Source organism: Williamsia sp. 1138 (genome assembly GCF_002095435.2).
Taxonomy (GTDB): Bacteria; Actinomycetota; Actinomycetes; order Mycobacteriales; family Mycobacteriaceae; genus Williamsia.
The window spans coordinates 71,059-93,517 of record NZ_MJEJ02000036.1; the positions used below are offsets into that span (position 1 = coordinate 71,059).

Consider the following 22,459-nt stretch of genomic DNA (forward strand, 5'->3'; position numbering starts at 1 on the left):
TATAGAGTCCGCCAAGACGACTTTTGATGTCCGGCACACCGCCGGGCGATGACCACCTTCGGGAGGATTCAAGCGTGATGCCCCGTCCTGCTCAACGAGCACGGGTAATAGGAGCCAGGCTGGGGGCGGGCGCTCTGCTCACCCTGCTTGCGTCACTCATGTTCGCCGGACTCATGGGCTCAGGTATCGCAGCTGCGGCACCGGCCCCCACCACCGACGACACCGTGCGCGTCTTCGGAACCCTACGTAATGGTTCCGAACCCGTCGCCGGCGTCAAGGTCGACGCGAAAGACGGGGCCGGCGCGATCGTCGAATCGGCCACCTCGTCGAACACCGGCACCTGGGAGGTGAACGTCCCGCCGGGCAACTACTCGGTGGTCATCGACAAGACCACGATTCCGGACGGGGTGGAGGTCCAGAAGGACACGGTCGCCGTGGTGGTGGTCGAGGGATCACCGCGACCGGTCATCTTCTTGTTCGGTGCCGAACGGAGCGCCAACGAGGTGTCCGCGGCGGAGGAGCTGACGCGGCTGACGATCGACGGTCTGCGGTTCGGTCTCATCATCGCCATCTGTGGCGTCGGGCTGAGTCTTATCTTCGGTACCACCGGCCTCACCAACTTCGCCCACGGCGAACTGGTGACACTCGGCGCCGTGGTCGCCTGGTTCTTCAACGTGAAGATGGGGATTCAGCTGATACCCGCGACGATCCTCGCGATCGTGGTCGGCATCGGCATCGGCATCTTGAACGAACTCGGGATCTGGCGGCCGCTGCGGCGACGTCGGTCCGGGCTCATCGCCATGCTCGTCGTCTCGATCGGTCTCGCGCTGGTGATGCGCTACCTGATCCTGATCTTCTTCTCCGATCGCGCCGAACCCTTCGACGACTATCAGGTGCAGAAGCAGATCGGTTCGGGCGCCTTCGCCATCACGCCGGTCAACCTCTGGTGCATCATCATCAGCCTCGTCGTGCTGGTCGCGGTGGCCGTCATGTTGCAGAAGACGCGGATCGGCAAGGCCATGCGCGCCGTGGCCGACAACCGCGACCTCGCGGCATCGTCGGGTATCAACGTCGACCGTGTCATCTTGTTCGTCTGGGCCATGGCCGGCGGGCTCGCGACACTCGGTGGCGTGCTGTTCGCCATGTCCGAGCTCGGCGGGCGCGTTCAGTGGGAGATGGGCTTCAAACTCTTGCTGCTCATGTTCGCGGGCATCACGCTCGGCGGACTCGGTACCGCCTACGGTGCGCTCCTCGGCTGCGTGATCGTCGGTTTGCTGGTGCAGCTGTCGACGTATTGGATCGATCCCGATCTCAAGTACATCGGTGGCCTGCTGGTTCTGATCATCATTCTCACCATCAGACCGCAGGGCATTCTCGGGTCCAAAGCGAGGATCGGCTGACACATGGACATCATTTCCGCACTTCAGATCTCGATCGCCCAGTTGGTCGGTCCGTCAGCGATCTTCTACGCGCTGCTGGCCATCGGCCTCAACCTGCACTTCGGCTACGCCGGACTGCTCAACTTCGGTCAGATCGGCTTTGCCCTGCTCGGTGCGTACGGCGTGGGCATCATGGCCGACAACTACGACCAACCTCTATGGATCGGCGCCATCGTCGGCATCGTCGCGGCCGGGGTCTTGGCCCTGGTACTCGGCTTCCCCACCCTGCGGCTGCGGGCGGACTATCTCGCGATCGTGACGATCGCCGCCTCGGAAATCCTGCGTCTGGTGTTCCGGTCGACCGCCGCCGACGATCTGACCCACTCCACCAACGGCATCTTCGGATACGCCTCTGGCTTCTTCGAGTACAGCCCGTTCGACAACGGCAAGCAGTACGACTTCTTCGGAGTGAAGTTCCAGGGCACCGACCTGTGGGCGATGGTGGTCGGCTGGGCGATCGTGCTGTTGCTCTGCCTGCTGGTCTGGCTCCTGGTCCGCAGCCCGTGGGGTCGCGTACTCAAGGCCGTCCGTGAGGACGAGGACGCCGCCCGCTCGCTCGGTAAGAACGCCTACTTCTACAAGATGCAGGCCCTGATCCTCGGTGGCTGCATCGGCGGTATCGCAGGCGTCTACAACGCATTGCAGACGCAGTCGATCAACCCCGACTTCTATTCGACGGCCCAGACGTTCTTCGCCTACGGAGCGCTCATTCTCGGTGGCGCGGCAACAGTCTTCGGTCCCGTGGTCGGAGCCATGCTCTTCTGGTTCCTGCTGGCGATCCCCGATGCACTGCTGCGGCAGGTCACCTCCGGTCCCGACGCGTGGTTCGACCTGAGCCAACAGCAGGTCGGCGCCATCCGCTACGTCTTGTTGGGACTGGCGATAGCCCTGATGATGGTCTTCAGACCGCAAGGAATTCTGGGCAACAAGCGGGAGGTGCAGCTCGATGCCTGACGGACGCCACGTGAAAGACGGAGACAACTCCGGCGAGCCCGACCTGAGCGTCGACTCGGCCACCCTCAGCACGGAGGCGGCACCGGCCACGCTGGCGGAATTGAAGGTGCTCGGCGCGGAAGAACGTGCGGCGATCTTCGCCGACGTGAGTCCGGAAGCCGGTTCCAGCAAGCCCGATCCGATCATCACCGTCGACGGAATCACCCGTACCTTCGGTGGTCTCAAGGCTGTTGATGTGCACCACCTGGAGATCCAGCGCGGCTGCATCACCGGTCTGATCGGACCCAACGGTGCCGGCAAGACCACGTTCTTCAACCTCATCACCGGTTTCGACAAACCTGACACCGGCACCTGGGAGCTGAATGGTCACCCGATGGGACGGGTTGTGCCACACAAGGTTGCGCGCAACGGCATGGTTCGGACCTTCCAGCTGACCAAGGCACTGTCAAAGCTCTCGGTGCTCGACAATGTTCGCCTCGGCGCCCGCCACCAGAAGGGTGAGCACATGTTCGCGGCGCTCGCGCCCTGGGTCTGGCGCAAGCAGGAGGCCGAAACGACCGAGCGCGCGTATGAATTGCTCAAACGTTTCAAGCTCGACGCCAAGGCCGACGACTACGCCGGTTCGCTGTCGGGTGGTCAGCGCAAGCTCCTGGAGATGGCACGTGCGTTGATGACCAATCCCGAGGTCGTCATGCTCGACGAGCCCATGGCCGGCGTGAACCCTGCGCTGACCCAGAGCCTGCTCGAACACATCAAGTCGTTGCGCGACGAGGGCATGAGTGTGGTGTTCGTCGAACACGACATGGACGTCATCCGCGACATCAGCGACTGGGTGGTGGTGATGGCACAGGGCAAGGTGATCGCAGAGTCACTCCCCGAGCGCCTCGGCGACAATGAAGCAGTCGTGGACGCCTATCTCGGTGGCCATCACGATCAGGCGCTCGAATTCGACGCCGACGGCAACCCCGTCGGCGAAACGGCGGCGCTGGCCGAAGAGGTCGAAGCCGCCATGGAACAGACCCTGAAGGCAGGCGGCGACCTGTCCGAACCGATCGTCCCCACACGGGACACACCTCAGGGCAACACGGACAGAAAGGACAAGGCATGAGCGGTCCCGACATGTCCAAATCGACCACAGCACAACCGGATAAAGAACTGACGCACGCCGAACTGGCCGCGACTCCCGAGGTGCACCGCGAGCAGGCCGTCAACGCGCTGCTGCGTGCCGACGACATCACCGCCGGCTATCTGCCTGGGATCAACATTCTCGAGGAGTGCAACTTCTACCTCGACGACGGCGAGATCGTCGGCATCATCGGTCCCAACGGTGCCGGTAAATCGACGTTGCTCAAGACGCTGTTCGGGTTGATTCCCGTGCGCGTGGGAGCGGTCAGTTTGCGCGGGGAGAACATCACCTCCGCCAAGGCTCACGTACTGGTGACCAAAGGCGTCGGCTACGTGCCCCAGACGCTGAACGTCTTTCCGGCACTGACCATCGAAGAAAATCTCGAGATGGGGATCTACCTGCGCCCGAAGAAGTTCAACGAGCGCTTCGACTTCGTATCCGAACTCTTCCCGTTGCTGTCCGAGCGCCGCAAGGTCAAGGCAGGCGCGTTGTCCGGTGGCGAACGTCAGATGGTCGCCATGGGCCGCGCGTTGATGATGGAGCCGTCGGTGCTGCTGCTCGACGAGCCTTCGGCCGGGCTGTCGCCGATGTTCCAGGACGAGGTCTTCATCCGCATCAAGAAGATCAACGCCACCGGCGTCTCGGTGATCCTGGTGGAGCAGAATGCCCGGCGGTGCCTGCAGATCTGCGACCGCGGGTACGTGCTCGATCAGGGTCGCAACGCCTACACCGACACCGGATTGAACCTCGCCAACGACCCGAAGATCATCGAGCTGTACCTGGGCACCCTCGCCGGAAGCTCTGAAAAGAAGTAATTCACAGCGCCTCTCGAGCCCACACACCCGCATCCGCCTGACGGATGCGGGTGTTTTGGTGTTATCACGCCGCCTGAAGTCGGAGGAACTGTGACTCGCCAACGCAAGAGGGCCCGGACCTTGCGGTCCGGACCCTCTCGTGTGCGTTCAGTTATCCGATGTCAGGACATCAGTTGTCTGAAACCACCTTGTAGTCGGCGACCGGATCGATCGTCTTGTTGTTGGCGTCGAACTCGAGAACGCCGTACGAGCCGATGGACGGCTCGCCTGCGGTCACGAATGCGAGTTCACCGGTGACACCGTCATAGTCGATGTCGGTGCCCGCCTTGACCAGTGCCAAGCACTCGGCGTACGTGGTGCACTTGGTGCCGTCCTTGGTCACGCCGTTGATCTCCGAAGCGATCGACATACCGTTGGTCGACTTGGCGATCTCCGCAGCGAGAGCAGAGATGACGGTGGCGTCATAACTCTCCTGTGCGTAGTTGAAGTCGATCAGGGCCGGGTCGACTGCCTTGAGCCGGGCTGCGAAGTCCGGTCCCAGCGCGGTCAGCGGTGTGGTGCCCTTCATGCCCTCGAGAATGCCGGGTCCGACAGACTCACCCAGAGCGTTGCCCATGTTGCCGTCGACGCCGAAGACCAGCTTGTCCTTCGGTCCGATCTGGACCTCGTTCATGCGGGTGATGATCTTGGCGCTCTCCTCGAACCCGATGACAGCGATGCCGTCCGGATTGAAGTTCTTCACCTGGTCGACTTCAGCGTTGAACGACTGCGCGTTGGGGTCGTAGATGATCTTCTGAATCTGATCCGACGGGATGCCGGCGGCCTCGAGGTCGGCGATGGTGTTCTCGGCGAGACCGGTTCCGTAGGGGTCGTTCATTGCCAGGATGGAGACGCGCTGGACGCCACCCTCAGCGATCACCTGGGCCAGGGCCTGGGCCTGCAGCGTGTCGGCAGGGGCTGTACGGAAGTACATGCCCTTGTCCTTGTAGCAGGTGAACTCGTCCGAGGTGTTGGCCGGCGAGAACATGACTGCTCCGGCGCTGGCGATCTTGTCGATGACCTTCAGGGACACCGAGGAGGACGCTGCACCGATGATGACCTGGGTGCCGGCCGCGAGCTCGCGGTCGACGGTGGCGCTCGCGGTGTCCGTGGTGGTGTCGCCGGAGTCGCCGTTGACTTCTTCAACGGGCTTGTCCAGCACACCGCCTGCGGCGTTGATGTCGTTGACCGCCAGCGTGACACCCGCGAACTCGGGCGGGCCGAGGAACGCCAGGCTGCCGGTGGCAGGAAGCAAGGTGCCGATCTTCAGGGGATTCGTGCTGACCGGGCCGGGGGTGGCCTGGTCGACGTTGTCGCCGCAATCTGCGGTGGCTGTCGTGGTCTCGCTCGACGACGAATCTTCGGAATCGTCTGAGCTGCTACACCCGGCCAAGGCCAAGGCGGCAACAGCCGCTGCGACTGTTCCCCTCAAGAGATATCTGTGGGCCATCAATATTCTCCTCGCGGTAAATCACTCGAGCGCGGCGCGACTTTACGACGCATACGACCGCCACTCGCTCGGGTAAAGCTAGCGCGATCGTGTTGCCCAGGAGTAACGTTCGTGAAACTCAGAGCACGTCCGCGCAGGCTGTGACCAGATCGAGACCAACGGGTTGTTGCGGCTGTCGCAACAGGGCCAGACGTGTCCACTCCCGAGCCCACAAGAATTCTGTTAAAGCATTGTCCGGCAGGCTATTTGGCCTTGGCGCCCAAAGTCTCGATGACCACTTCAGCAACCGCCTTCATGGTGGTCCTTCGATCCATTGCCGCGCGCTGAATCCACTTGAAGGCCTCAGGTTCGGTAAATGCATGCGTCTGCATCAATATGCCCTTGGCGCGTTCGACCAATTTGCGGATCTCCAGACGCTCCGTCAGATCTGCAACGTCGGCCTCGAGCAGATGGAGCTCGGTGTAGCGACTGACCGCCACCTCGATCGCCGGAACCAGGTCGGCCTTCGTGAACGGTTTCACCAGGTAAGCCATCGCGCCGGCATCACGCGCCTTCTCCACGAACTCACGCTGACTGAACGCGGTCAGCATCACGACCGCCGACAACCGCTTGCTCGCGATCTCTGCGGCCGCATCAATACCGTCACGCACCGGCATCTTGACGTCCATGATCACCAGGTCGGGCCGGAGCTCCTCGGTGAGGTCGACGGCCACCTGACCGTTCGGGGCCTCCCCCACGACGTCGTAGCCCTCTTCTCGGAGCATCTCGATGAGATCCATCCGGATGAGCGAGTCATCCTCGGCGACCAGAACCCGTCGCGTCGTGGGTGTCGACCCCTCTGTCTCGGCTGCGCTTGCGTCCGTCGTCGCCATCGGTCCCACCTCCACATTGAAATGCCTGCCCACTGGCACGGGCGACCGGAGTTTCACCCCCGCCACACGCACCACGATAGGACGCAACAGTACCGGTTGGATTCTCACCGGGCGCGTCATCTAAAGTGACCTCTGCAGGAAGACGCCCCCGTAGCCCAATTGGCAGAGGCAACGGATTCAAAACCCGTCCAGTGTCAGTTCGAGTCTGACCGGGGGCACCGAGCAGCCTCTATGCCGCAACCCGCTTCATGTCCCCTGCAGTACTCCTCGATCCCCCATCAGCGCTCGCCGCCGCGTTCCGCGGAACGCATCAGAAGCTCTTTGTCGGTGGGTCCGGATACTGTCACCGCAGAACTGAATCAGGGGTCATCAGGGGGCAGAAGTGTCGGTCAACGCAAGCGAGTCACAACCGTTCAGAGTGGTGGACGGGTCGTCGAACATCTTCGACACAGCCGATCCCGCAGGGTTGTCGGACGTTCAACTCACTGAACGAGTCGTCGGATACGCCAGTCAGATCGCGGCCCTGACCGCGCAGTTCTTCGACCTGCTCGTCGAGTTCGACAACCGTGGAGTATGGAACGGCGAAGGAATCCGTTCCTGCCCACAATGGCTCTCCTGGCGCACCGGACTGTCCTTACGCACCGCCCAAGACCACCTGCGCATCGCCCATGCACTCACCGAACTGCCACACCTGCACACCGCATTCCACGACGGACGACTGTCGTACTCGAAAGTTCGCGCACTGACCCGCGTCGCCACCATCGACCGCGAACAAGAACTGCTGTCAGTAGCGCTGTCAGCAACGGCGGCACAGGTCGAGCACCTCGTTCGATCCATCAAACACGTCGACCACCGCGACGACGACAGCGCAGCGAAACCAGCCGAATCCGACGCCCGGTGGCGGTGGAACGACGACGGAACACTGTCGGTGACCATGCGGCTGCGACCCATCGACGGCGCCCGACTTCTCGCCGGCATCGTGCGCAGTGAATACGAACGCACCCGCACCAGCGACGATCCTGATCTTCCTACGGAAGTCCCAGACAGGGCGCCCACCGATACCGCTACGCCGAAACCAGATCTCTGGCGGCACGTGCCCTCCAACATCGCCGAGGCGGTCGTCGCAATGGCCGACTCGGTCGCGACCATGATCGACATGCCCGAGTTCGCGCCCGGAGCCGAAATCGTGATCCACACCGACGACGAGGACGCCGAGACCGAACCGCACCTCGACGGCGGCCCGGCGCTCTCGGAAACCGAAACAGATGAGGCGGCATGCGGTGGATCGACACGCACCGTCAGACACCGGCGCAACAAGACCGGCACATGGGGTGTGGCGATGACCTGGGGTCGCAAACGCCGCCTACCCACCCGGTCATTGCTCCGCGCGCTTTTCGAACGAGACCGCGGATGCCGGCACCCCGGCTGCGGTCGCACCCGACACCTACACGCCCACCACGTCCGCTTCTGGCGCAACGGCGGCACCACCGACCCGGACAACCTGATCCTGTTGTGCTCTACCCACCACCGCGCACTCCACACCGGCGAGTTCACCATCACCGCACTCGGACACCAGCGGTTCACCTTCCACCGCACCGACGGCACGGTGATAGAGACCGCGCCGGCCACAACAACTCCCACCGGCTGGCAAGCCAACCCCGCCATCGCACAAGACGCAGTCGAACCCGTCGGCGGCGGACGCCTCGACCTCGGCTACACCACCGAAGTCCTCTACGCCATCTGGGAACGGCGCACCGCACAACACGAACAACACATCGCCGCCTGACCGCGCTCCGCGGAACGCTTTGGCCCTGCCGATTTCATCTGCGCGCCGACTCCTCGTCGCAGAGAGCAAAAGTCCGAGTGGCCGGCACCCCTACCCTCCGCCCTGCCTCGCGCGGCGCTTCGGTGTTGGCCGCGGAGGCCTCCTCCATGTCGAGATCCGCGCCGACCAGAGCCACATATCGCAGCGCCAATTCCACGCCTGACCTGTATCCCGCATCGTATTCGGGGTCACGCTTTGTGGCCGTGATGATCTCAGCGGTCAACCGAGCTTCGATCGCTTGCAGGCTCGCCTTCTCACGACGGCGGTCGCGGCGTCTACTCGGTGCCGAGGCGTCGGTGTGACCGGCTTCGGATGTCAGTTTGTCGAGCACGCAGATTCTGGCGAACCGCATACCGGCCTCGTGGCCGACTCGGAACACATTCGCCCGACGGTCCAGACGCGTAGTAGTCGAGAAGTGCTCGTGCAGTGCGGCCAGTACCTCGGCGAGTGTTCGATTGCGCGGACCGGGGTCAAGCATTCTTGCGCCTCCTGACAACCGTCCGTTCCGCCACTGCCCTCTTTTGGTCACGTTTCTGCTTGAGCACTAGACGCTTCTTCTTCGAACTCGAATTCTTTTCCGCCATCATTCCTCAATGCCCTAGGTGTATCGCGGCTACAAAAGCCGCTCACCGACCGACCATAGCCCAGAAAAAAATAAAGTCCAGCCGCCCAGGAACCCACCCCAAGGTAGCCCTGTGCCCCGTTTCGAGATTTTCACATCTTTTTTGCCACAGTAGATTTCGGAAAAATGTCCGCACATAGAGCGGGCTGGCTTTTATTTTTATTCGGGCTAGAGTCCGGGTAACTGGTAAACAAAGGAGTGTGGCCGTGAAAGCGGTTGTCATGGAGTGCTGTTTTCGGATCTGCGCAACGCCGGCGCGGATTCTCGCGTTTCGGTGCCATGCGGAGAAACTTGCCGACGCGGCGTTCTCGCAACGAACGCGCCGCTCGAGCGCGACGATCGATTCGGAGTCCCGACTGTTGCCGCGGCAGTGGCACATGCAGAACGACGTCACCCGTCTTGGCGAGCCGCAGTGCCAGGAGGTGTGCTTGGCCTTCGCAGACAATCCGGCCCGACTGACCGCGGCCGCCCTCGAGGCGCTCTCCCGCGACATCCTGGCCACGCTCGATACCGACACGGTGGAGGCGTCGCCTGAGACCGTTCCGTGGATCCTCACGCTGACGACGGACCCCGATGCTGCGTACCGACGACAGATGACGGACAGGCACCCGAAGTTGCACACCACTGCCGGCCTCGCTGCCGACGCTCACGCATACCTCAAAGTTTCAGCTACACAGGAGATCCTGCAATGACCACCATCCCGCTATCCCTGCATCAACCGCAGACCAAGGTTGGCGACCAACGCACCTTTACATTGCCAACCGATCGGGTATGCACCGTGACGGTGGTGGTGGTCGTCGGCCGCGAGAATGACCTCAGGGATCGCGTGTGTGACGCGCTGGCCGATTCGGGTGCAGTCGTCGAGGTCATCGACCCCGGCTCACCCGAACTACTGACTCGACACAGCGGGCACCGTCGGTCGGGTCATGCCGAGTGTTCCCCTGTCTCGCACCGCGACGGTCTCCAGTCATACGTCTTCACCGTAGCCAACGCGTCCGGCTCGGGTAAAAGATCAATGGGTGGTCGGTGGAGGCATCGGTGGGCCCGACGTATAGAGATGGAGCGCTTGCTCGCAGCCGCAGCAGACGCAACCTCGACACCGGACTCGTGCCGCATTCTCGTCGTCGGCGAAGAGCGCGAGACCGCTCAGAACCGAACGGATCCCTCGCGGTTTGCGAACCTTGCTCGTGACATCGCATATGAGGCCGTGATCAACGGAACGCACGTGGAGTCCGCAGCCTACATACCGGTCGCGGACGGTACCGGCCTGCCCGGCGCTCTGCGCCGTGTCGTCGACTGGTGCGCTATTGCTCCGCAGCCCAGGTGATGTCCAGAGGCAGCCATTACTCCGACGTTGATAACGTGGCCTTCAAGGTCCACGAAACGGCGGGTACACATGTCAGCCTCAAGCGACGACGTTGATGTTCTTGTAGCCGGCGGTGCCATGCCGCCGATCGCCAGCGTGTATCAGCCCATCGTCGACCTGAGCGATCTGCGGACCATCGGATACGAAGCGTTGGCGCGCTGGCCTGATGCACCACACCTGCAACCCGGAGCCGTCTTCTCCGCTGCCAGAGCAGCGGGAGCTCTCGACGAACTGGACCGCGCCGCCCAACAGGCAGCGCTGCAGGGCGCACACCACGCCGCTCTGCCTGGGTCCTACGCGCTCTTCGTCAACGTCGAAGCCGACACCACCCCGGCGGTAGCGCTGACGCAGCAGATCGCGTCCGCCCGCCACCACTGGGCCGGGCGTCTGGTTGTCGAGATCACCGAACGGGCGCTGCTCGTAGACCCTGGCCGAGTCATCGACATCGCCGAAAGCGCACGCGCAGAGGGTATCGGCGTGGCGCTCGATGATGTCGGCTCCACCGCCGACAGTCTCACCATGCTCGACTTCGTGGCACCCGACATCATCAAGATCGACGGCCCGCTGGTACGCGCCCGCAGGCCCACGTCGTCGGACGCAGCGACCATCGCGGCGATCGCCGCCTACACCGAAACCAACCCCGCCACCCTCATCGTCGCCGAAGGTATCGAAACCGCCGCCGACCTGCTTCAAGCTCGCTCGTTAGGAGCCGGATACGGGCAAGGCTGGTACCTGGGCCGAGCCGGTCAGCTGCCCACCGACCTACCGGACGTGCACCGGCCCCTTCCCCCGTTCGCTGCGCGAACCACAGCCGGTGGGAATGACTCACCGTCGGCGATCCTCGAGCACCTACCCGCCAGAGTGGGGCGCAAAGACCTACTCGCCGCACTGTCCCGGCACCTCGAAGACTCTGCCGCAGGTGCCCACGGACCGGTCACCGTGCTCGCCACCTTCCAGCACGCCCGCAACTTCACCGGCGCAGTGGCCGAGCGTTTCTCGGCTCTGGCGAGCGTTCACCCCCACGCGTTTGTCGTCGCCCTCGGCGTCGACATGCCGCCGCATCCCGCGCCCGGCGTCCACGGCACCGCCATCACGCCCAGCGAACCCCTCGCGCAGGAATGGACGATCACCGTCACCGCCCCACACTATTTCGGCGCTCTCATAGCCCGCGAGTTGGGCGGCCCCGCTACCGAACCCGACCGGCACTACGCCTACACCTTCACCCATGACCGACCACTGGTCACAGCGGCCGCACGCACACTCATGCGACGCATCCACCGCACTGACGCACCCCTCCCACCGCCTCACTGATCGGGCCCCGGCCGCGCCCATACGCGAGGAAAGTCAGCGCCAAACCCCCGGCGCTAGCGGGTCGCCGGTGAAGATCGGCCGGCCGTAACAATGAGTGCGCGGCCCCCCATCATGAAGCAATTCCAGGTGTCCCCCTATAGGTGGACACCCGGTGTCCCCCACCTGATCGTCCTCGTGGTGGACGCGCCGAACCCCGGCACAGATGGATAGTTACGAGTAACACCGATCAAAGACCGGCGCACAACGAAAGAAGTTGCGGGAGATGACAAACGATGAAACACCACAGCAACCCGCCTTCTCTGGCCCCCTACCAATCGGCGCCAGAGGGAGCCGTTTCAGCAAGGCCGGCCATTCGTACCGGCGCACAGGACCTGTGGGTCGGGCAGCTCGGCCTGCGGCCCTCCGCGGGCGTCAATCTCGACCCTGCCGTGCTGCGGCCTTTCAGCCTCGCTGCACTGGGCCTCACCCGCCTCGACCGGCGGCACACCCAGGCTTCGCCGCTACCAGTGGTAAGCCGACTGGCAATCGATATGACCGACCCACATGCGCTATCGATCACCTACCTCGAGCACCCCGACGACGCCGAAACACCACTGGTGCACACGCAGTTCGCGGACGAGCATCCTGCGGATTGGACCACCGCGCTCACCAGGCAACAACACCTGCTTCTGACAGTGTCTGCCTACGGACCGCCACTGAATTCTGCCACCGCCGCGACCGCAGCTCGTGCGCTCGGCGACGCCTGGGCTGGAATCATTGCTTGCAGCCCGGACTGCGCGCACCGATCTGATGTCTCACGACCGCCGGTCTGCGTTCGACATCGCCTCACTGACAGACGACAGCGGCTGGCGGGCAACCATACAGTCGACTCCTAGCGACACCAAGCCTGCCACCGACTTTGACGCCACACCGGTAGCCGCTTCAGGCCTGACCTGAGGCGATCCATGCCTCGAGCGCAGCCTGAGTCTCTCGAGACGGTTCTGCGCTGGAGGAACGTCCGGAGTTCCGCCGCATCCTTGCCGCGAGAGCTGAAGTTCAGCACGCTGTGGGCGCACTCGACCACACCCCGGTCGCGGTCAACCCTCTCCAGTACCTCGATGACAAGTTCATGGGGTACCTGGCCGAGCGACGTCGCGATCCCCAGAACGACATCCTCAGTGGCCTGGCCACCGCCACTTATCCGGACGGTTCGACACCTGATCTGATCGAGGTGGTGCGTCCTGCGACATTCCTGTTTGCGGCTGGACAAGAGACCGTCACCAAGCTCCTCAGCTCAGCACTACGCGTGCTGGGCGATCGCCCGGAGTACGAGAAGATGCTGCGCGAAGACCGGAGCCTGATCAAGCCTTTCCTCGAAGAGTCTCTGCGATTCGACAGCCCTACGAAGGTTGACTTCCGACTGGCGCGCACCACCACCACGATCGGCGACGTGGAGATCAAGGCCGGCACGATCATCATGCTGTGCCTGGCCGGCGCAAACCGAGATCCGCGAAAGTTTGACAATCCCAACAAGTTCCGACTTGGTCGCAAGAACCTACATGACCACGTCGCGTTCAGTCGTGGCCTGCACACCTGCGCAGGAGCACCCCTGGCGCGAGTCGAGGGTCGCGTCACAATGAATCGCCTCCTCGATCGCATTCAGGACTTCCAGATCAGCGAGGTGTCACACGGTTCGATACACAACCGGTCATACCAGTACGACCCTTCGTTCCTCTTGCGCGGACTCTCTGAACTCAATATCGAGTTCACCCCCGCACCTTAGGGACAGAGAGGATTCGGAGCCCCGCGCCTAGAGTCCATCCAGTCTCGTTCTCACATCGCGTGAAACGCGATGACAACAAAGAAAGGTATCACATGCCAGGAAGAGTTGAAGGCAAAGTCGCGTTCATAACGGGCGCTGCCCGGGGGCAGGGACGCAGCCACGCAGTACGGCTCGCAGAAGAAGGCGCGGACATCATCGCCATCGACATCTGCGGGCCCATCGCGCCCGATTCGAGCATCGCCGCAGCGACCCCTGAGGATCTGGCCGAGACAGCTCGATTGGTCGAGAAGTTCGACCGTCGTATCGTGACGGCAGAGGTTGACGTACGCGACTTCGCTGCGCTCAAATCCGCAGTGGACGAGGGCGTCGAACAATTGGGACGCCTCGACATCATCGTTGCCAACGCCGGAATCGGAACGGGTGGCGTACGTCTGGATCTCGCCGACGAGAACGACTGGCAAGAGATGCTCGACATCAACCTGTCAGGTGTGTGGAAATCGGTGAAGGCAGGCGTCCCCCATCTACTCGAAGGTGGGAACGGCGGATCGATCATCCTGACGAGCTCGGTAGGAGGATTGAAGGCTCATCCGAACATCGGACCCTACGTCGCCGCCAAACATGGCGTTGTCGGTCTGGCGAGATCGTTCGCGATCGAACTCGGCCAGTTCTCCATCCGGGCCAATTCGATACACCCACCAACGTCAACTCGCCGATGTTCATGCACGAGGCAACGATGAAGATGTTCCGCCCTGACCTGGAGAATCCGACTGCCGACGACATGGCAGTCGCCGCACAGCACATGCACGTGCTTCCGGTCGGCTGGGTGGAGACCGAGGACATCAGCAACGCAGTGCTCTTCCTTGCCTCAGACGAATCCCGCTACATAACAGGGCTTCCTCTGACTGTCGACGCGGGAAGCATGCTCAAATAGAGTCGAATTGGCTTGACGGCCCGTAAAGGCCCGAGGGCGGTGTCCCTTTCGCGTCCCACGCGCGACACTGTTGTCGTGCGCAACCCACCACATGTTGGGCCCTCCCATACAGGACTGGCTGCCGACCCAGCTGCATCTAATTCCCGAAGTGCTAGAGCAGGCGTCGTGCGCTCATTGAATCAGCTACAGGACGACTGTCCAATCCTACGTTTCGCCGCGGTCGACCTGCGCTAATGGGTATGGATCGGTGAATCGCCGCGTCGGATTGGCCCCCGCGAGGATTCAATCCGACGTGGCTAACGACTATCGGGGTGGGCAAGTGCTGCTCCGTCACCGACCGGCCGCTCAGCCTGTTCATTTGTCGATGCGCAGAGGCCTCCGCGTTGGAACCATCGTCCGTCGCGGAATGCTCTTGGGGTCTTCTGGAAATCATGAAGGTATGGTTCCCCCGGCGAACAGGAGGGCGGTGCTCACCCGCCCGCGAATTCGCGCACGAACGACAAGGTGTTAGAGACTGCCGATCGTCGGAAGTGATCGTCACTGAACTGATCGCCGCATTAGTCGTGAGCGTTCCCCGCCGGCCGCGGTGCAGCACACTGACGACTCCTGACGCCGCTTTAGGCCCAGCGCCATTCGGCAAAACCCTCGGCAGTAATGCAGGCGATTCCGTCGACCGGCAACAGCACAACTACCCCTCGACCGCTACTGCCTCCCGCGGTGTGACTTTGTGCCCTAGGGCGAACATCCTACTCGTGCTGCACTTATGTTGCTGTTCAACGAGTGCGCTCACAATGCTGACGCACTATCCATACATCTACCCGATAACCAGGAACCGGTGGCCCGCGATGTGGGATTCATTTTGGGATTTCTTGTGGTATACGATAGTCATCTTTGCGTTCGTCGCATACCTGATGATCCTCTTCCACGTCATCGTCGACCTGTTCCGCGACGAGTCCTCGTCGGGTTGGGTCAAGGCAGCGTGGATCCTGTTCCTGGTATTCATTCCTTACATTGCGCTGTTCGTCTACCTCATCGCCCGAGGTAGCGGCATGGCCCAACGGTCGGTGGCTGCTCATGAGGCAGCGAAGCAGCAGACCGATTCGTACATCAGGCGAGCGGCGGGCACGTCCGCCTCCGACCAGATCTCCACCGCCAAGGGACTTCTCGACGAGGGCGTTATCGACAGAGCGGAGTTCGAACAGCTGAAGAGCGCAGCAATGAACAGCTAGTCCACCTGAAAAGCGAGGCCGCTCAACACAGCCCCTGGACCGCTCGCCTCCTGATCACTGCGAGCCCCGAAGCGCTCTGAACCGTCTCTTGGTCCGGTTTTGGCGCACAATCCACGCCAGATCTTTGTCAGGGTTCGCTTCCAGCTCGGCAAACCGCTGCAATCCGTTCTCCGGCTCGGCCGCAATTGCAACACTCCAGCAGTAACCCAGTGCTTGCCGCAAGACCCGCCACGAGTGAGATCGTCTCGTGTCCTGATCATTTGCCACCAGTGCGGCTCCCGCCACGTCGCAGGCATCGAGAGCCAGTGCCGCCGTGGTCTTGTCGACCAGAAGCCGCGTTTCACAGATGGTTGCGATCGCTGCCCTGAGCTGTAACGGGTCGCGTGGATCCGAGAGCCAACTCCTGACCAGTTCACGCAGCTGTGGTGGATCGGCATCACCGATACGTTGGCCCGCCATGGCGGCCGCTTCGCGCACTCGCCACGAATCGTGGTGCGTCTCGGCGGTGAGCTGAGATATCAGCAACGCGCGCGCTTTTGTGGGGGACCTGTTGATCCGTTTGCCGTTCGCCCGGGGTCCGGGTAGGCCAGAATGCGCGGCCAAAAGCCGGGTCAGTTCTGCGTAACCCATGGACTCGAACGAGACCTCAGGCATTCAAACCTGATTCACGCAGGCTTACCCGCTTCTTCGACTCGATTCTGAGCTCCTGTCCGAGTTCACGGCGTAACCACAGACCAGTACACGTGGCAACGGTTGCCGCCATGCATATTCCGCCAACCACGAACGCAACCACCATGACCCCCGCCGTTGTCTGCTCGTCGACAAACGGTCCCGGCAGCAGTGTAAACGTCAGTCCTACCATCCACGCCGCGACGTTGACAGGTATCCACCGCCACGCACGCCGCAGTACCCGGCGCAAGACGATCCATTGCGCAACCGGAATGGATAACAAGAGGATCAGGGCCCCGACGATGGTGCCGGCCCAGAGCGGGCGGCCGAAGTCGACTGCGTGACCGCTGTCGTTCAGCGTCGACGGCAGCATGCCGATGGACCACGCCGATGAGGCAGCGACTCCTGTCGCCAGAGTCCAACCGCGGACCGGAACCCGCAAGGGACTGCTGCGCAATACCATTGATTGAGCAAATCCCAGCGAAGCGCCGTCTAATCCCCCGGCCACGATTACCAGGAGCCACCGGAGCCACCGGAGCCACCGGAGCCACCGGAGCCAAGGATTGTCGATGGACCATGAACTGGCGGCCAGGGCGGCCACGGGGAACATGAGGACCTCTTGGTAGTCGCTGTAGTTGTGGTAACCACACCGATACCGGAGGTCCTCACCTATTTACTGGTGCCACACCGTTCACAACGTCCCTGGTCATTACAGCTAACCCCGGGGTCGCCACCACTGCCCTTCGTCTCTGAACAACTCCGGCTGGGTGGATGCGGTGTCGCGGGTGATTCCCGGTATCACCTGGTAGGTGATGGACTCGCGTTCACTGACCAGTGCCAACGGCCACCACAGCGCGCGCACGTAGCTCTCGGCTCTGTCCACTCCGTCCCAGTCGTAGAGGCCTCGATAGAGGCCGTTGCCGTCGTGGGCAAGCCAGAGTTTGGACACGAATCCCGGGAATCCGACGAACAATGGCGTATTGAACAGGCTTTCACGCCGGAATACGGCGTGGGCAATCTCGTTCTGGCCGACGCCACGGAGCCGAAACCCGACAGCCAACGTCACCGGTTCGGCGTGCGAGACGGCATCGACAACAGTCTCGCGGTAGACCCGCGCCGAGGATCCGTCAGCGAAATCGATCCGCCGCTCCAAATTGGTCGTGGGTTGACGAATCCTGCGGTGGGCCAGCAACCGCGAAGTGTTGTAGATCGAGCCGCACAGTTCGCGGGCTGCAACGATCCCGCGCTGGCGATCAATGGACCGCGCGCCGTTCACGGAGGCGCAAGCCGGATGCCGTGGTCTCATTTCCGCCACACGGTGGTCATCTCTCCGACGACGGCGATCACCTGGAGACCTGCGAGGCCACCGAGGAAGACTGCTGCCCAGATCGACGCTCCCGTGAGCACACAGACGGTGAACAGACAGAGGACCGCGAGAAGTGCAGCTTGATCAGCTGTTTCGTGACCGAGCATTCTTCTGCTCCCTACCGCGTCGTAGCTGGTGCGGCTATTGGGACAGCAGGCAGTGGCCAGTCGAGACCGCCCCTGACGGCACCGTCGATCGGTGCGACTCTATCGGTCTGCTGCACAGCCGCTTCAGAGTCACCAACTCGCTTGGCAGCGCTGTTCTCGCGAACGAAAAGGTTCTCGATGTCAGTGATCGCGCTCATCAACTGCGCGGGGAACACCACAGTGGTGTTCTTCTCGACACCGATCTCGACGAGAGTCTGCAAGTTGCGTAACTGGAGGGCGATCGGATGAGCGCTCATCGTGTCCGCAGCTTCACCCAGAGACGCAGCAGCCATCGACTCGCCTTCTGCGGCGATGATCTTCGCACGCTTCTCTCGCTCGGCCTCGGCTTGTCTGGCCATCGCGCGCTTCATGCTCTCAGGCAGCTGGATGTCTTTGAGCTCTACCAAGGTGACTTCCACTCCCCACTCCAGCGTCGTCATGTCGAGGATGCGCCGGATGTCCGAGTTGATGGTGTCTGTGTCGGCGAGCGCCTGATCGAGTGAGTGCTGTCCGACCACCTTGCGCAACGTGGTCTGCGCGATTTGATCGATCGCGGCGCGCACATTCTCGATGGCGACCACCGACTTCACCGCATCCACCACGCGGAAGTAAGCCACCGCCGAGATGTCGACACTGACGTTGTCCCGAGTGATGATGCCCTGCGATTGGATGGGCATCGTCACCACCCGCATCGACACCCGCGCCATGCGATCGACGATCGGGATCAAGAACCTCAACCCAGGCTCGCGGACGCCAATCACCCGGCCGAACCTCAGCAAGACACCGCGCTCGTACTGCACGACGACCCGGATCGACAGGGCGAGCAGCAGCAGGGCGACAACGACGACAACGATTCCGATCACGATCCAGCCGATCATGTGGCTCCCCTTTCACTCACGCCCAGCCGACCATGTCATCGCGGGCTCCACAGTCACCTTCGCGCTGATTCCCGGCATCCGTGAGGGCCAAATGTCACTCCGATGTATCCATCGGTCGTCTCATGAGAACAGCGGTGCTCGTACGCGATTACCCAATCAGCCGGAAGTGGGCCCTTTGACCCTTTTCCTGTCAACGCTCGAGGCCGACACTGCTCGTTATGAGCAAATCCAGCCGCGTAGTCTCAGCTGGCGTGCCAAGTCATCTCGACATGGCCGTCCAGGCTGTGCCGATGCTCGACCTCGCCCTCCACGACAGACCGCTCCCGGACATCAGCGGCTCACTACGCGTCGCCGCCACGTGGTTGTGGACTCGTTTCGACCCCCTGGCCAACGCTGAACTCACCGCCACACTCGCCCACCGAGGCCTCGCACCGGCCGATACATCCGATCTCAAACAAGTCGATGTCGCATTGCGTTCGGCCAGCACATTGATGTTCGACGAACTGCTCGCCTGGTGTGTCGCCGGCGCGTGTCAGCGGTCGGCTTCAGCGCATCCGCCTGCCCGTGACGACTACACGCTCAGTGGCTGAAGACGACCGACCACAGCCAGCCCCGCGCCGGGATCGCCGATCAGGCTTCGTCTGCCATGGTGAAGTAATTCTCTTCCTCCTGTATGAAGTGCAGCCGCAACAGTTCGTGGAGCCCGTACAAAGTGGCGATCAGGTCACTGCGTTGGTCCGGACTGATCTCGCCGTGCTCATCGGCACGTAGGCGATGAGTGTGGAGTCGGCGGCCCAAACGGTCGATTTCAGCGTGCATTCGGCTCATCGTCGCCGTCGCCTCCGAGCTCCCCAGTGGCCTCGCCAATGCGGGATACAGATCCTCGTCCTCAGCGTGCTCGTGCGGGAGTACCACCTGCGACACAAACGAATCCGCTGCTTGCAGCGCAGGATACGCCGACCGTACGTCCCCATTGGACAGCTCTTGCGCCGCGGTGGTGAGCAGCGACAGCCGGCCCCTCATCTCGTCGTGCTCTTTCGAGAACCGGTGGATAAGTTCGTCGGTCTGACTGCTGATCCGCTGGGATCGTTTTCTCCCACCGCTGAGCGCCCGCAGCGCGTTCAGAATCACGATCACGTCGATAGCTTCTTGAACCAGAGCTCCGGGCGCGGGCGCCAGCAAGCCGAATGCCGCCACAACCATGGCTACCAGCGACAAACCCATTCCCACTCCGGCGCTTTGCACAGCTATCCGCCGAGAGCGACGGGCGGTTTCCATGGCATCAGCAAGCCTGTCGATGCGGTCTGTCGTCAGGACGATGTCTGCGGCCTGCGAACTGGCCGCCGAGCCTCTCGCGCCCATCGCCACACCCACGGTGGCAGTGGCCAGTGCCGGCGCGTCGTTGACTCCGTCGCCCACCATGATGGTGACTGCCTGGCGTCGCTCGGCGCGCACCCGCGCGACCTTGTCGGCGGGGGTCTGCTGGGCATACACCTGATCGAGTCCCAGAACAGCTCCGATCTCCTGCGCGGGCCGAGCGCGGTCTCCTGTCAGCATGATGATCCGAGACAGTCCGGCACCGCGCAGTCGTCTCAATGTCGACGACGCGTCGCGACGAACCTCATCGATCAGTGTTATGGCCGCAGTCAGGATTCCCTCGACTTCGATCCAGGCAATCACGGACCCGTCAAGTTCGGACTTGCGCAGCGCGGCCTGCGCCCACGTCGGTCCGTCCTCAGGCAGAACACGCGAACCCACCGAAACCCGGCAGCCGTCCACGGTGGCGGTCACCCCCGTGCCGGCCTGTTCGACGACGTCGGTCGGCAGCGAAAGGGGCATACCCCGCGCTTTCGCTTCCCGGACTATGGCCTCGGCCAGAACGTGCGCCGAGACCTGATCGGCGGAGGCCGCCAAACGGAGAATGTTCGCGGGGTCCTGGCCGGGCGCCACATCGATGGCAAGGCCGCTTGGTCGACCCGTCGTCAATGTCCCGGTCTTGTCCAGGACAAGGGTCGTGGCGTGTCCCAGATTCTCCAGTGCGGCACCATCTCTGACGACCACACCGAAGCGTAACGATCGCGACAGGCCGGAGACGATGGCGATGGGCGCGGCCAACAGCAACGGACACGGCGTCGCAACCACCAGAACCGCGACCGCTCGCGTCAGGGAGCCGTCGACGACCCACGCCACGGACGCGACCACCAGCGTCAGCGGCAGGAACCAGGCAGCAAGTCGATCAGCCAATCGGACGACCGGCGCCCGTTCGGACGACGCATCGTCGGCTAGACGGACAATACCCGCGTAGGTGCTGTCCGAAGCTGTTCGCAGCGCTGTCATCTCGAATGCGTTGCCTGCATTGACGACACCCGAACGTAGGTCATCGCCCGACGTTACGGTGACCGCAACAGATTCACCGGTGAGCATGGACTCGTCGAGGACTGCAACGGAGGAGTTCATCCGGCCGTCGACCGGCACTGTCTCACCGCACCCTACCGAGATGACGTCCCCGACCTCGACTTCGTCGAGGTCCACCACTTCGAGCGTCGTGCCTACCCGGCGCCGCGCAGTACGTGGGGCGTGCGCGACGAGAGCGCTCAGGTCGCGAGACGCTCGTCGCGACGCGGTTGCGTCGAGCACTCGGCCGGTGGCAAGCATGACGGCGATCAGAATTCCGGCGAGGAACTCCCCGACGACGATGGTTCCGACCAAGGAGAGCACCGCGATCACATCGACGCCGACCCGTCCGTGACGCAGACCTTCCACTACCCACCACACCGCAGGTAGCAAAGCCACGAGGGTTCCGGCAATCCAGAGCGCGTCGGCGATGTCGGTTGACTCCGAAAGCCACGCGATACCGCCCGCTGTCAACGCGGCGGCCGTGACCACGAAGAGCGCCGTTTCCACGGAAATCCCCACGTTCATTCCTGGCCGCGGCTTGTGCACGTCATCCGCACGCACGTCTTTTCCTCCTCGATGCCCACCGGAAAGTCTCCGCTACGCCGATTCGCCGCCCTAGGGACGAAAGAAGTCGGCGTAGAGGCCTATGTCCTCTCCTCGCGCGCCGATGCGGGCAGTTCACTGAGGAGACAGTTCACGTCGCCGAATGGAGCAGTGCAGTGATCAAGGTACTTGTGGCAACGGCCAGCAGGCACGGGTCGACCCGGGAGATCGGCGAACAACTCGGCACTGCGCTATCGGCTGGTCTACTCGCGCGGAAAGTTGACGCCGAGGTCGAAGTTCTCGACGCCGACCAGATCGAGAGTCTCGCCGACGTCGACGCACTGATCTTGGGAAGCGCGGTGTACATGGGGCGCTGGCTCAAGAGCGCCCGGAGTCTCGTCGATCGTGAAACCAAGAGTCTGGAAGCAATCCCGGTCTGGTTGTTCTCCAGCGGTCCAGTAGACGACACCGGCAAGAGTGATGGCGGCAAGGCCACACCTGAGGTGAAAATCGCCAGTGCCGCGTGGGCGCAGGATCATCACACGTTCGGCGGCAAACTCGACCGAGCCGAGCTGAGTTGGGGTGAGCGTCTGGTTGCGTCCGCCGTTCACGCGACTGACGGTGACCATCGCTCCTCATCCGAGATCGGTGAATGGGCCGACGAGATCTGCGGATCATTGGCCGAAATGCCCGTTGTCCGAAACGACTGGTGAGTTCCG

The 22,459-nt window shown here is 62.8% G+C and carries 21 protein-coding genes, 1 tRNA gene and 2 pseudogenes; 15 read left to right on the forward strand and 9 right to left on the reverse strand.

The window, feature by feature from the left end:
* Positions 1 to 77 precede the first annotated feature (77 nt).
* The 4 genes from BH683_RS08715 to BH683_RS08730 are packed head-to-tail and all read left to right on the forward strand — an operon-like array spanning position 78 to position 4,334.
* On the forward strand, positions 78 to 1,400 hold the full coding sequence (locus tag BH683_RS08715) for a branched-chain amino acid ABC transporter permease (RefSeq protein WP_084835866.1): 1,323 nt from the start codon (positions 78 to 80) through the stop codon (positions 1,398 to 1,400).
* Positions 1,401 to 1,403: 3 nt separating this feature from the next.
* Positions 1,404 to 2,393: a branched-chain amino acid ABC transporter permease gene (locus BH683_RS08720; protein WP_084835867.1), complete on the forward strand. Its 990-nt coding sequence runs from the start codon at positions 1,404 to 1,406 to the stop codon at positions 2,391 to 2,393.
* Positions 2,386 to 3,501: an ABC transporter ATP-binding protein gene (locus tag BH683_RS08725; protein ID WP_084835868.1), complete on the forward strand. Its 1,116-nt coding sequence runs from the start codon at positions 2,386 to 2,388 to the stop codon at positions 3,499 to 3,501. The genes BH683_RS08720 and BH683_RS08725 overlap by 8 nt, the downstream gene beginning before the upstream one ends.
* An 11-nt stretch (positions 3,502 to 3,512) precedes the next feature.
* Positions 3,513 to 4,334, forward strand: a complete 822-nt coding sequence (locus BH683_RS08730; RefSeq protein ID WP_084835918.1) for an ABC transporter ATP-binding protein — start codon at positions 3,513 to 3,515, stop codon at positions 4,332 to 4,334.
* Between the two features lie 169 nt (positions 4,335 to 4,503).
* Here the strand turns inward: BH683_RS08730 and BH683_RS08735 are convergent, their stop codons facing one another.
* Both BH683_RS08735 and BH683_RS08740 read right to left on the reverse strand, forming a co-directional pair.
* Complete coding sequence (locus BH683_RS08735; RefSeq protein ID WP_084835869.1) at positions 4,504 to 5,823, reverse strand: ABC transporter substrate-binding protein; 1,320 nt, start codon at positions 5,821 to 5,823, stop codon at positions 4,504 to 4,506.
* 242 nt (positions 5,824 to 6,065) lie between these two features.
* Positions 6,066 to 6,695: a response regulator gene (locus BH683_RS08740; RefSeq protein ID WP_084835919.1), complete on the reverse strand. Its 630-nt coding sequence runs from the start codon at positions 6,693 to 6,695 to the stop codon at positions 6,066 to 6,068.
* A gap of 144 nt (positions 6,696 to 6,839) precedes the next feature.
* On the opposite strand from BH683_RS08740, the gene BH683_RS08745 reads away from it, so the two are divergent.
* A tRNA-Leu gene (locus BH683_RS08745) sits at positions 6,840 to 6,913 on the forward strand.
* 164 nt (positions 6,914 to 7,077) lie between these two features.
* The gene (locus BH683_RS08750; protein ID WP_246833260.1) at positions 7,078 to 8,481 is read left to right on the forward strand and encodes an HNH endonuclease signature motif containing protein; all 1,404 of its coding nucleotides are present in this window, start codon (positions 7,078 to 7,080) and stop codon (positions 8,479 to 8,481) included.
* A gap of 34 nt (positions 8,482 to 8,515) precedes the next feature.
* Here BH683_RS08750 and BH683_RS08755 read toward each other — a convergent pair whose 3' ends face one another.
* A complete protein-coding gene (locus BH683_RS08755) occupies positions 8,516 to 8,998 on the reverse strand; it encodes a hypothetical protein (RefSeq protein WP_084835870.1) in 483 nt (160 codons plus the stop codon).
* A 350-nt stretch (positions 8,999 to 9,348) separates the two neighbouring features.
* Here BH683_RS08755 and BH683_RS28635 point away from each other — a divergent pair, with 350 nt between their 5' ends.
* The 7 genes and pseudogenes from BH683_RS28635 (at position 9,349) to BH683_RS08790 (ending at position 15,741) form a co-directional block, all read left to right on the forward strand.
* Positions 9,349 to 9,834, forward strand: a complete 486-nt coding sequence (locus BH683_RS28635; protein ID WP_210405183.1) for a hypothetical protein — start codon at positions 9,349 to 9,351, stop codon at positions 9,832 to 9,834.
* Positions 9,831 to 10,469, forward strand: a complete 639-nt coding sequence (locus BH683_RS08765) for a hypothetical protein (protein ID WP_143696015.1) — start codon at positions 9,831 to 9,833, stop codon at positions 10,467 to 10,469. Before BH683_RS28635 ends, BH683_RS08765 begins: the two co-directional genes overlap by 4 nt.
* A 69-nt stretch (positions 10,470 to 10,538) precedes the next feature.
* Complete coding sequence (locus BH683_RS08770) at positions 10,539 to 11,819, forward strand: EAL domain-containing protein (RefSeq protein ID WP_084835872.1); 1,281 nt, start codon at positions 10,539 to 10,541, stop codon at positions 11,817 to 11,819.
* 272 nt (positions 11,820 to 12,091) lie between these two features.
* The gene (locus BH683_RS28365; protein ID WP_143696016.1) at positions 12,092 to 12,694 is read left to right on the forward strand and encodes a hypothetical protein; all 603 of its coding nucleotides are present in this window, start codon (positions 12,092 to 12,094) and stop codon (positions 12,692 to 12,694) included.
* Positions 12,695 to 12,864: 170 nt separating this feature from the next.
* A pseudogene (locus BH683_RS08780) lies at positions 12,865 to 13,581 on the forward strand (cytochrome P450); the annotation flags it as partial.
* A 92-nt stretch (positions 13,582 to 13,673) separates the two neighbouring features.
* Positions 13,674 to 14,512 (forward strand): annotated as a pseudogene (locus tag BH683_RS08785) (mycofactocin-coupled SDR family oxidoreductase).
* A gap of 845 nt (positions 14,513 to 15,357) precedes the next feature.
* Positions 15,358 to 15,741 (forward strand): SHOCT domain-containing protein, encoded by a 384-nt coding sequence (locus BH683_RS08790; RefSeq protein WP_084835875.1) that lies wholly within the window; start codon positions 15,358 to 15,360, stop codon positions 15,739 to 15,741.
* Between the two features lie 54 nt (positions 15,742 to 15,795).
* Here BH683_RS08790 and BH683_RS08795 read toward each other — a convergent pair whose 3' ends face one another.
* From BH683_RS08795 to BH683_RS08810, 5 genes are all read right to left on the reverse strand, one after another.
* The gene (locus BH683_RS08795; RefSeq protein WP_084835876.1) at positions 15,796 to 16,395 is read right to left on the reverse strand and encodes a hypothetical protein; all 600 of its coding nucleotides are present in this window, start codon (positions 16,393 to 16,395) and stop codon (positions 15,796 to 15,798) included.
* Positions 16,388 to 16,873 (reverse strand): hypothetical protein, encoded by a 486-nt coding sequence (locus BH683_RS08800; RefSeq protein ID WP_143696017.1) that lies wholly within the window; start codon positions 16,871 to 16,873, stop codon positions 16,388 to 16,390. Before BH683_RS08800 ends, BH683_RS08795 begins: the two co-directional genes overlap by 8 nt.
* 252 nt (positions 16,874 to 17,125) lie before the next feature.
* The gene (locus BH683_RS28830) at positions 17,126 to 17,686 is read right to left on the reverse strand and encodes a hypothetical protein (RefSeq protein WP_210405184.1); all 561 of its coding nucleotides are present in this window, start codon (positions 17,684 to 17,686) and stop codon (positions 17,126 to 17,128) included.
* A 26-nt stretch (positions 17,687 to 17,712) separates the two neighbouring features.
* The gene (locus BH683_RS28640) at positions 17,713 to 17,883 is read right to left on the reverse strand and encodes a hypothetical protein (protein WP_168176545.1); all 171 of its coding nucleotides are present in this window, start codon (positions 17,881 to 17,883) and stop codon (positions 17,713 to 17,715) included.
* Positions 17,884 to 17,894: 11 nt separating this feature from the next.
* Complete coding sequence (locus BH683_RS08810) at positions 17,895 to 18,800, reverse strand: slipin family protein (protein ID WP_084835878.1); 906 nt, start codon at positions 18,798 to 18,800, stop codon at positions 17,895 to 17,897.
* Positions 18,801 to 19,051: 251 nt separating this feature from the next.
* On the opposite strand from BH683_RS08810, the gene BH683_RS08815 reads away from it, so the two are divergent.
* Positions 19,052 to 19,390, forward strand: a complete 339-nt coding sequence (locus BH683_RS08815) for a hypothetical protein (RefSeq protein WP_143696018.1) — start codon at positions 19,052 to 19,054, stop codon at positions 19,388 to 19,390.
* 40 nt (positions 19,391 to 19,430) lie between these two features.
* Here BH683_RS08815 and BH683_RS08820 read toward each other — a convergent pair whose 3' ends face one another.
* Positions 19,431 to 21,722, reverse strand: coding sequence for a heavy metal translocating P-type ATPase (locus BH683_RS08820; RefSeq protein WP_084835880.1), 2,292 nt, complete (start codon positions 21,720 to 21,722; stop codon positions 19,431 to 19,433).
* Between the two features lie 194 nt (positions 21,723 to 21,916).
* Here BH683_RS08820 and BH683_RS08825 point away from each other — a divergent pair, with 194 nt between their 5' ends.
* Positions 21,917 to 22,453, forward strand: coding sequence for a flavodoxin domain-containing protein (locus BH683_RS08825; protein ID WP_246833261.1), 537 nt, complete (start codon positions 21,917 to 21,919; stop codon positions 22,451 to 22,453).
* The last annotated feature ends 6 nt before the right edge of the window (positions 22,454 to 22,459 follow it).

What these genes read in the sequence shown, in the direction of transcription:
- BH683_RS08715 (WP_084835866.1), top strand. Translation starts at nt 78, where the DNA reads ATGCCCCGTCCTGCTCAACGAGCACGGGTAATAGGAGCCAGGCTGGGG.
- BH683_RS08720 (WP_084835867.1), top strand. Translation starts at nt 1,404, where the DNA reads ATGGACATCATTTCCGCACTTCAGATCTCGATCGCCCAGTTGGTCGGT.
- BH683_RS08725 (WP_084835868.1), top strand. Translation starts at nt 2,386, where the DNA reads ATGCCTGACGGACGCCACGTGAAAGACGGAGACAACTCCGGCGAGCCC.
- BH683_RS08730 (WP_084835918.1), top strand. Translation starts at nt 3,513, where the DNA reads ATGTCCAAATCGACCACAGCACAACCGGATAAAGAACTGACGCACGCC.
- BH683_RS08735 (WP_084835869.1), bottom strand. Translation starts at nt 5,823, where the DNA reads ATGGCCCACAGATATCTCTTGAGGGGAACAGTCGCAGCGGCTGTTGCC.
- BH683_RS08740 (WP_084835919.1), bottom strand. Translation starts at nt 6,695, where the DNA reads ATGGCGACGACGGACGCAAGCGCAGCCGAGACAGAGGGGTCGACACCC.
- BH683_RS08755 (WP_084835870.1), bottom strand. Translation starts at nt 8,998, where the DNA reads ATGCTTGACCCCGGTCCGCGCAATCGAACACTCGCCGAGGTACTGGCC.
- BH683_RS08765 (WP_143696015.1), top strand. Translation starts at nt 9,831, where the DNA reads ATGACCACCATCCCGCTATCCCTGCATCAACCGCAGACCAAGGTTGGC.
- BH683_RS08770 (WP_084835872.1), top strand. Translation starts at nt 10,539, where the DNA reads ATGTCAGCCTCAAGCGACGACGTTGATGTTCTTGTAGCCGGCGGTGCC.
- BH683_RS28365 (WP_143696016.1), top strand. Translation starts at nt 12,092, where the DNA reads ATGAAACACCACAGCAACCCGCCTTCTCTGGCCCCCTACCAATCGGCG.
- BH683_RS08790 (WP_084835875.1), top strand. Translation starts at nt 15,358, where the DNA reads ATGTGGGATTCATTTTGGGATTTCTTGTGGTATACGATAGTCATCTTT.
- BH683_RS08795 (WP_084835876.1), bottom strand. Translation starts at nt 16,395, where the DNA reads ATGCCTGAGGTCTCGTTCGAGTCCATGGGTTACGCAGAACTGACCCGG.
- BH683_RS08800 (WP_143696017.1), bottom strand. Translation starts at nt 16,873, where the DNA reads ATGGTATTGCGCAGCAGTCCCTTGCGGGTTCCGGTCCGCGGTTGGACT.
- BH683_RS28640 (WP_168176545.1), bottom strand. Translation starts at nt 17,883, where the DNA reads ATGCTCGGTCACGAAACAGCTGATCAAGCTGCACTTCTCGCGGTCCTC.
- BH683_RS08810 (WP_084835878.1), bottom strand. Translation starts at nt 18,800, where the DNA reads ATGATCGGCTGGATCGTGATCGGAATCGTTGTCGTCGTTGTCGCCCTG.
- BH683_RS08820 (WP_084835880.1), bottom strand. Translation starts at nt 21,722, where the DNA reads ATGAACGTGGGGATTTCCGTGGAAACGGCGCTCTTCGTGGTCACGGCC.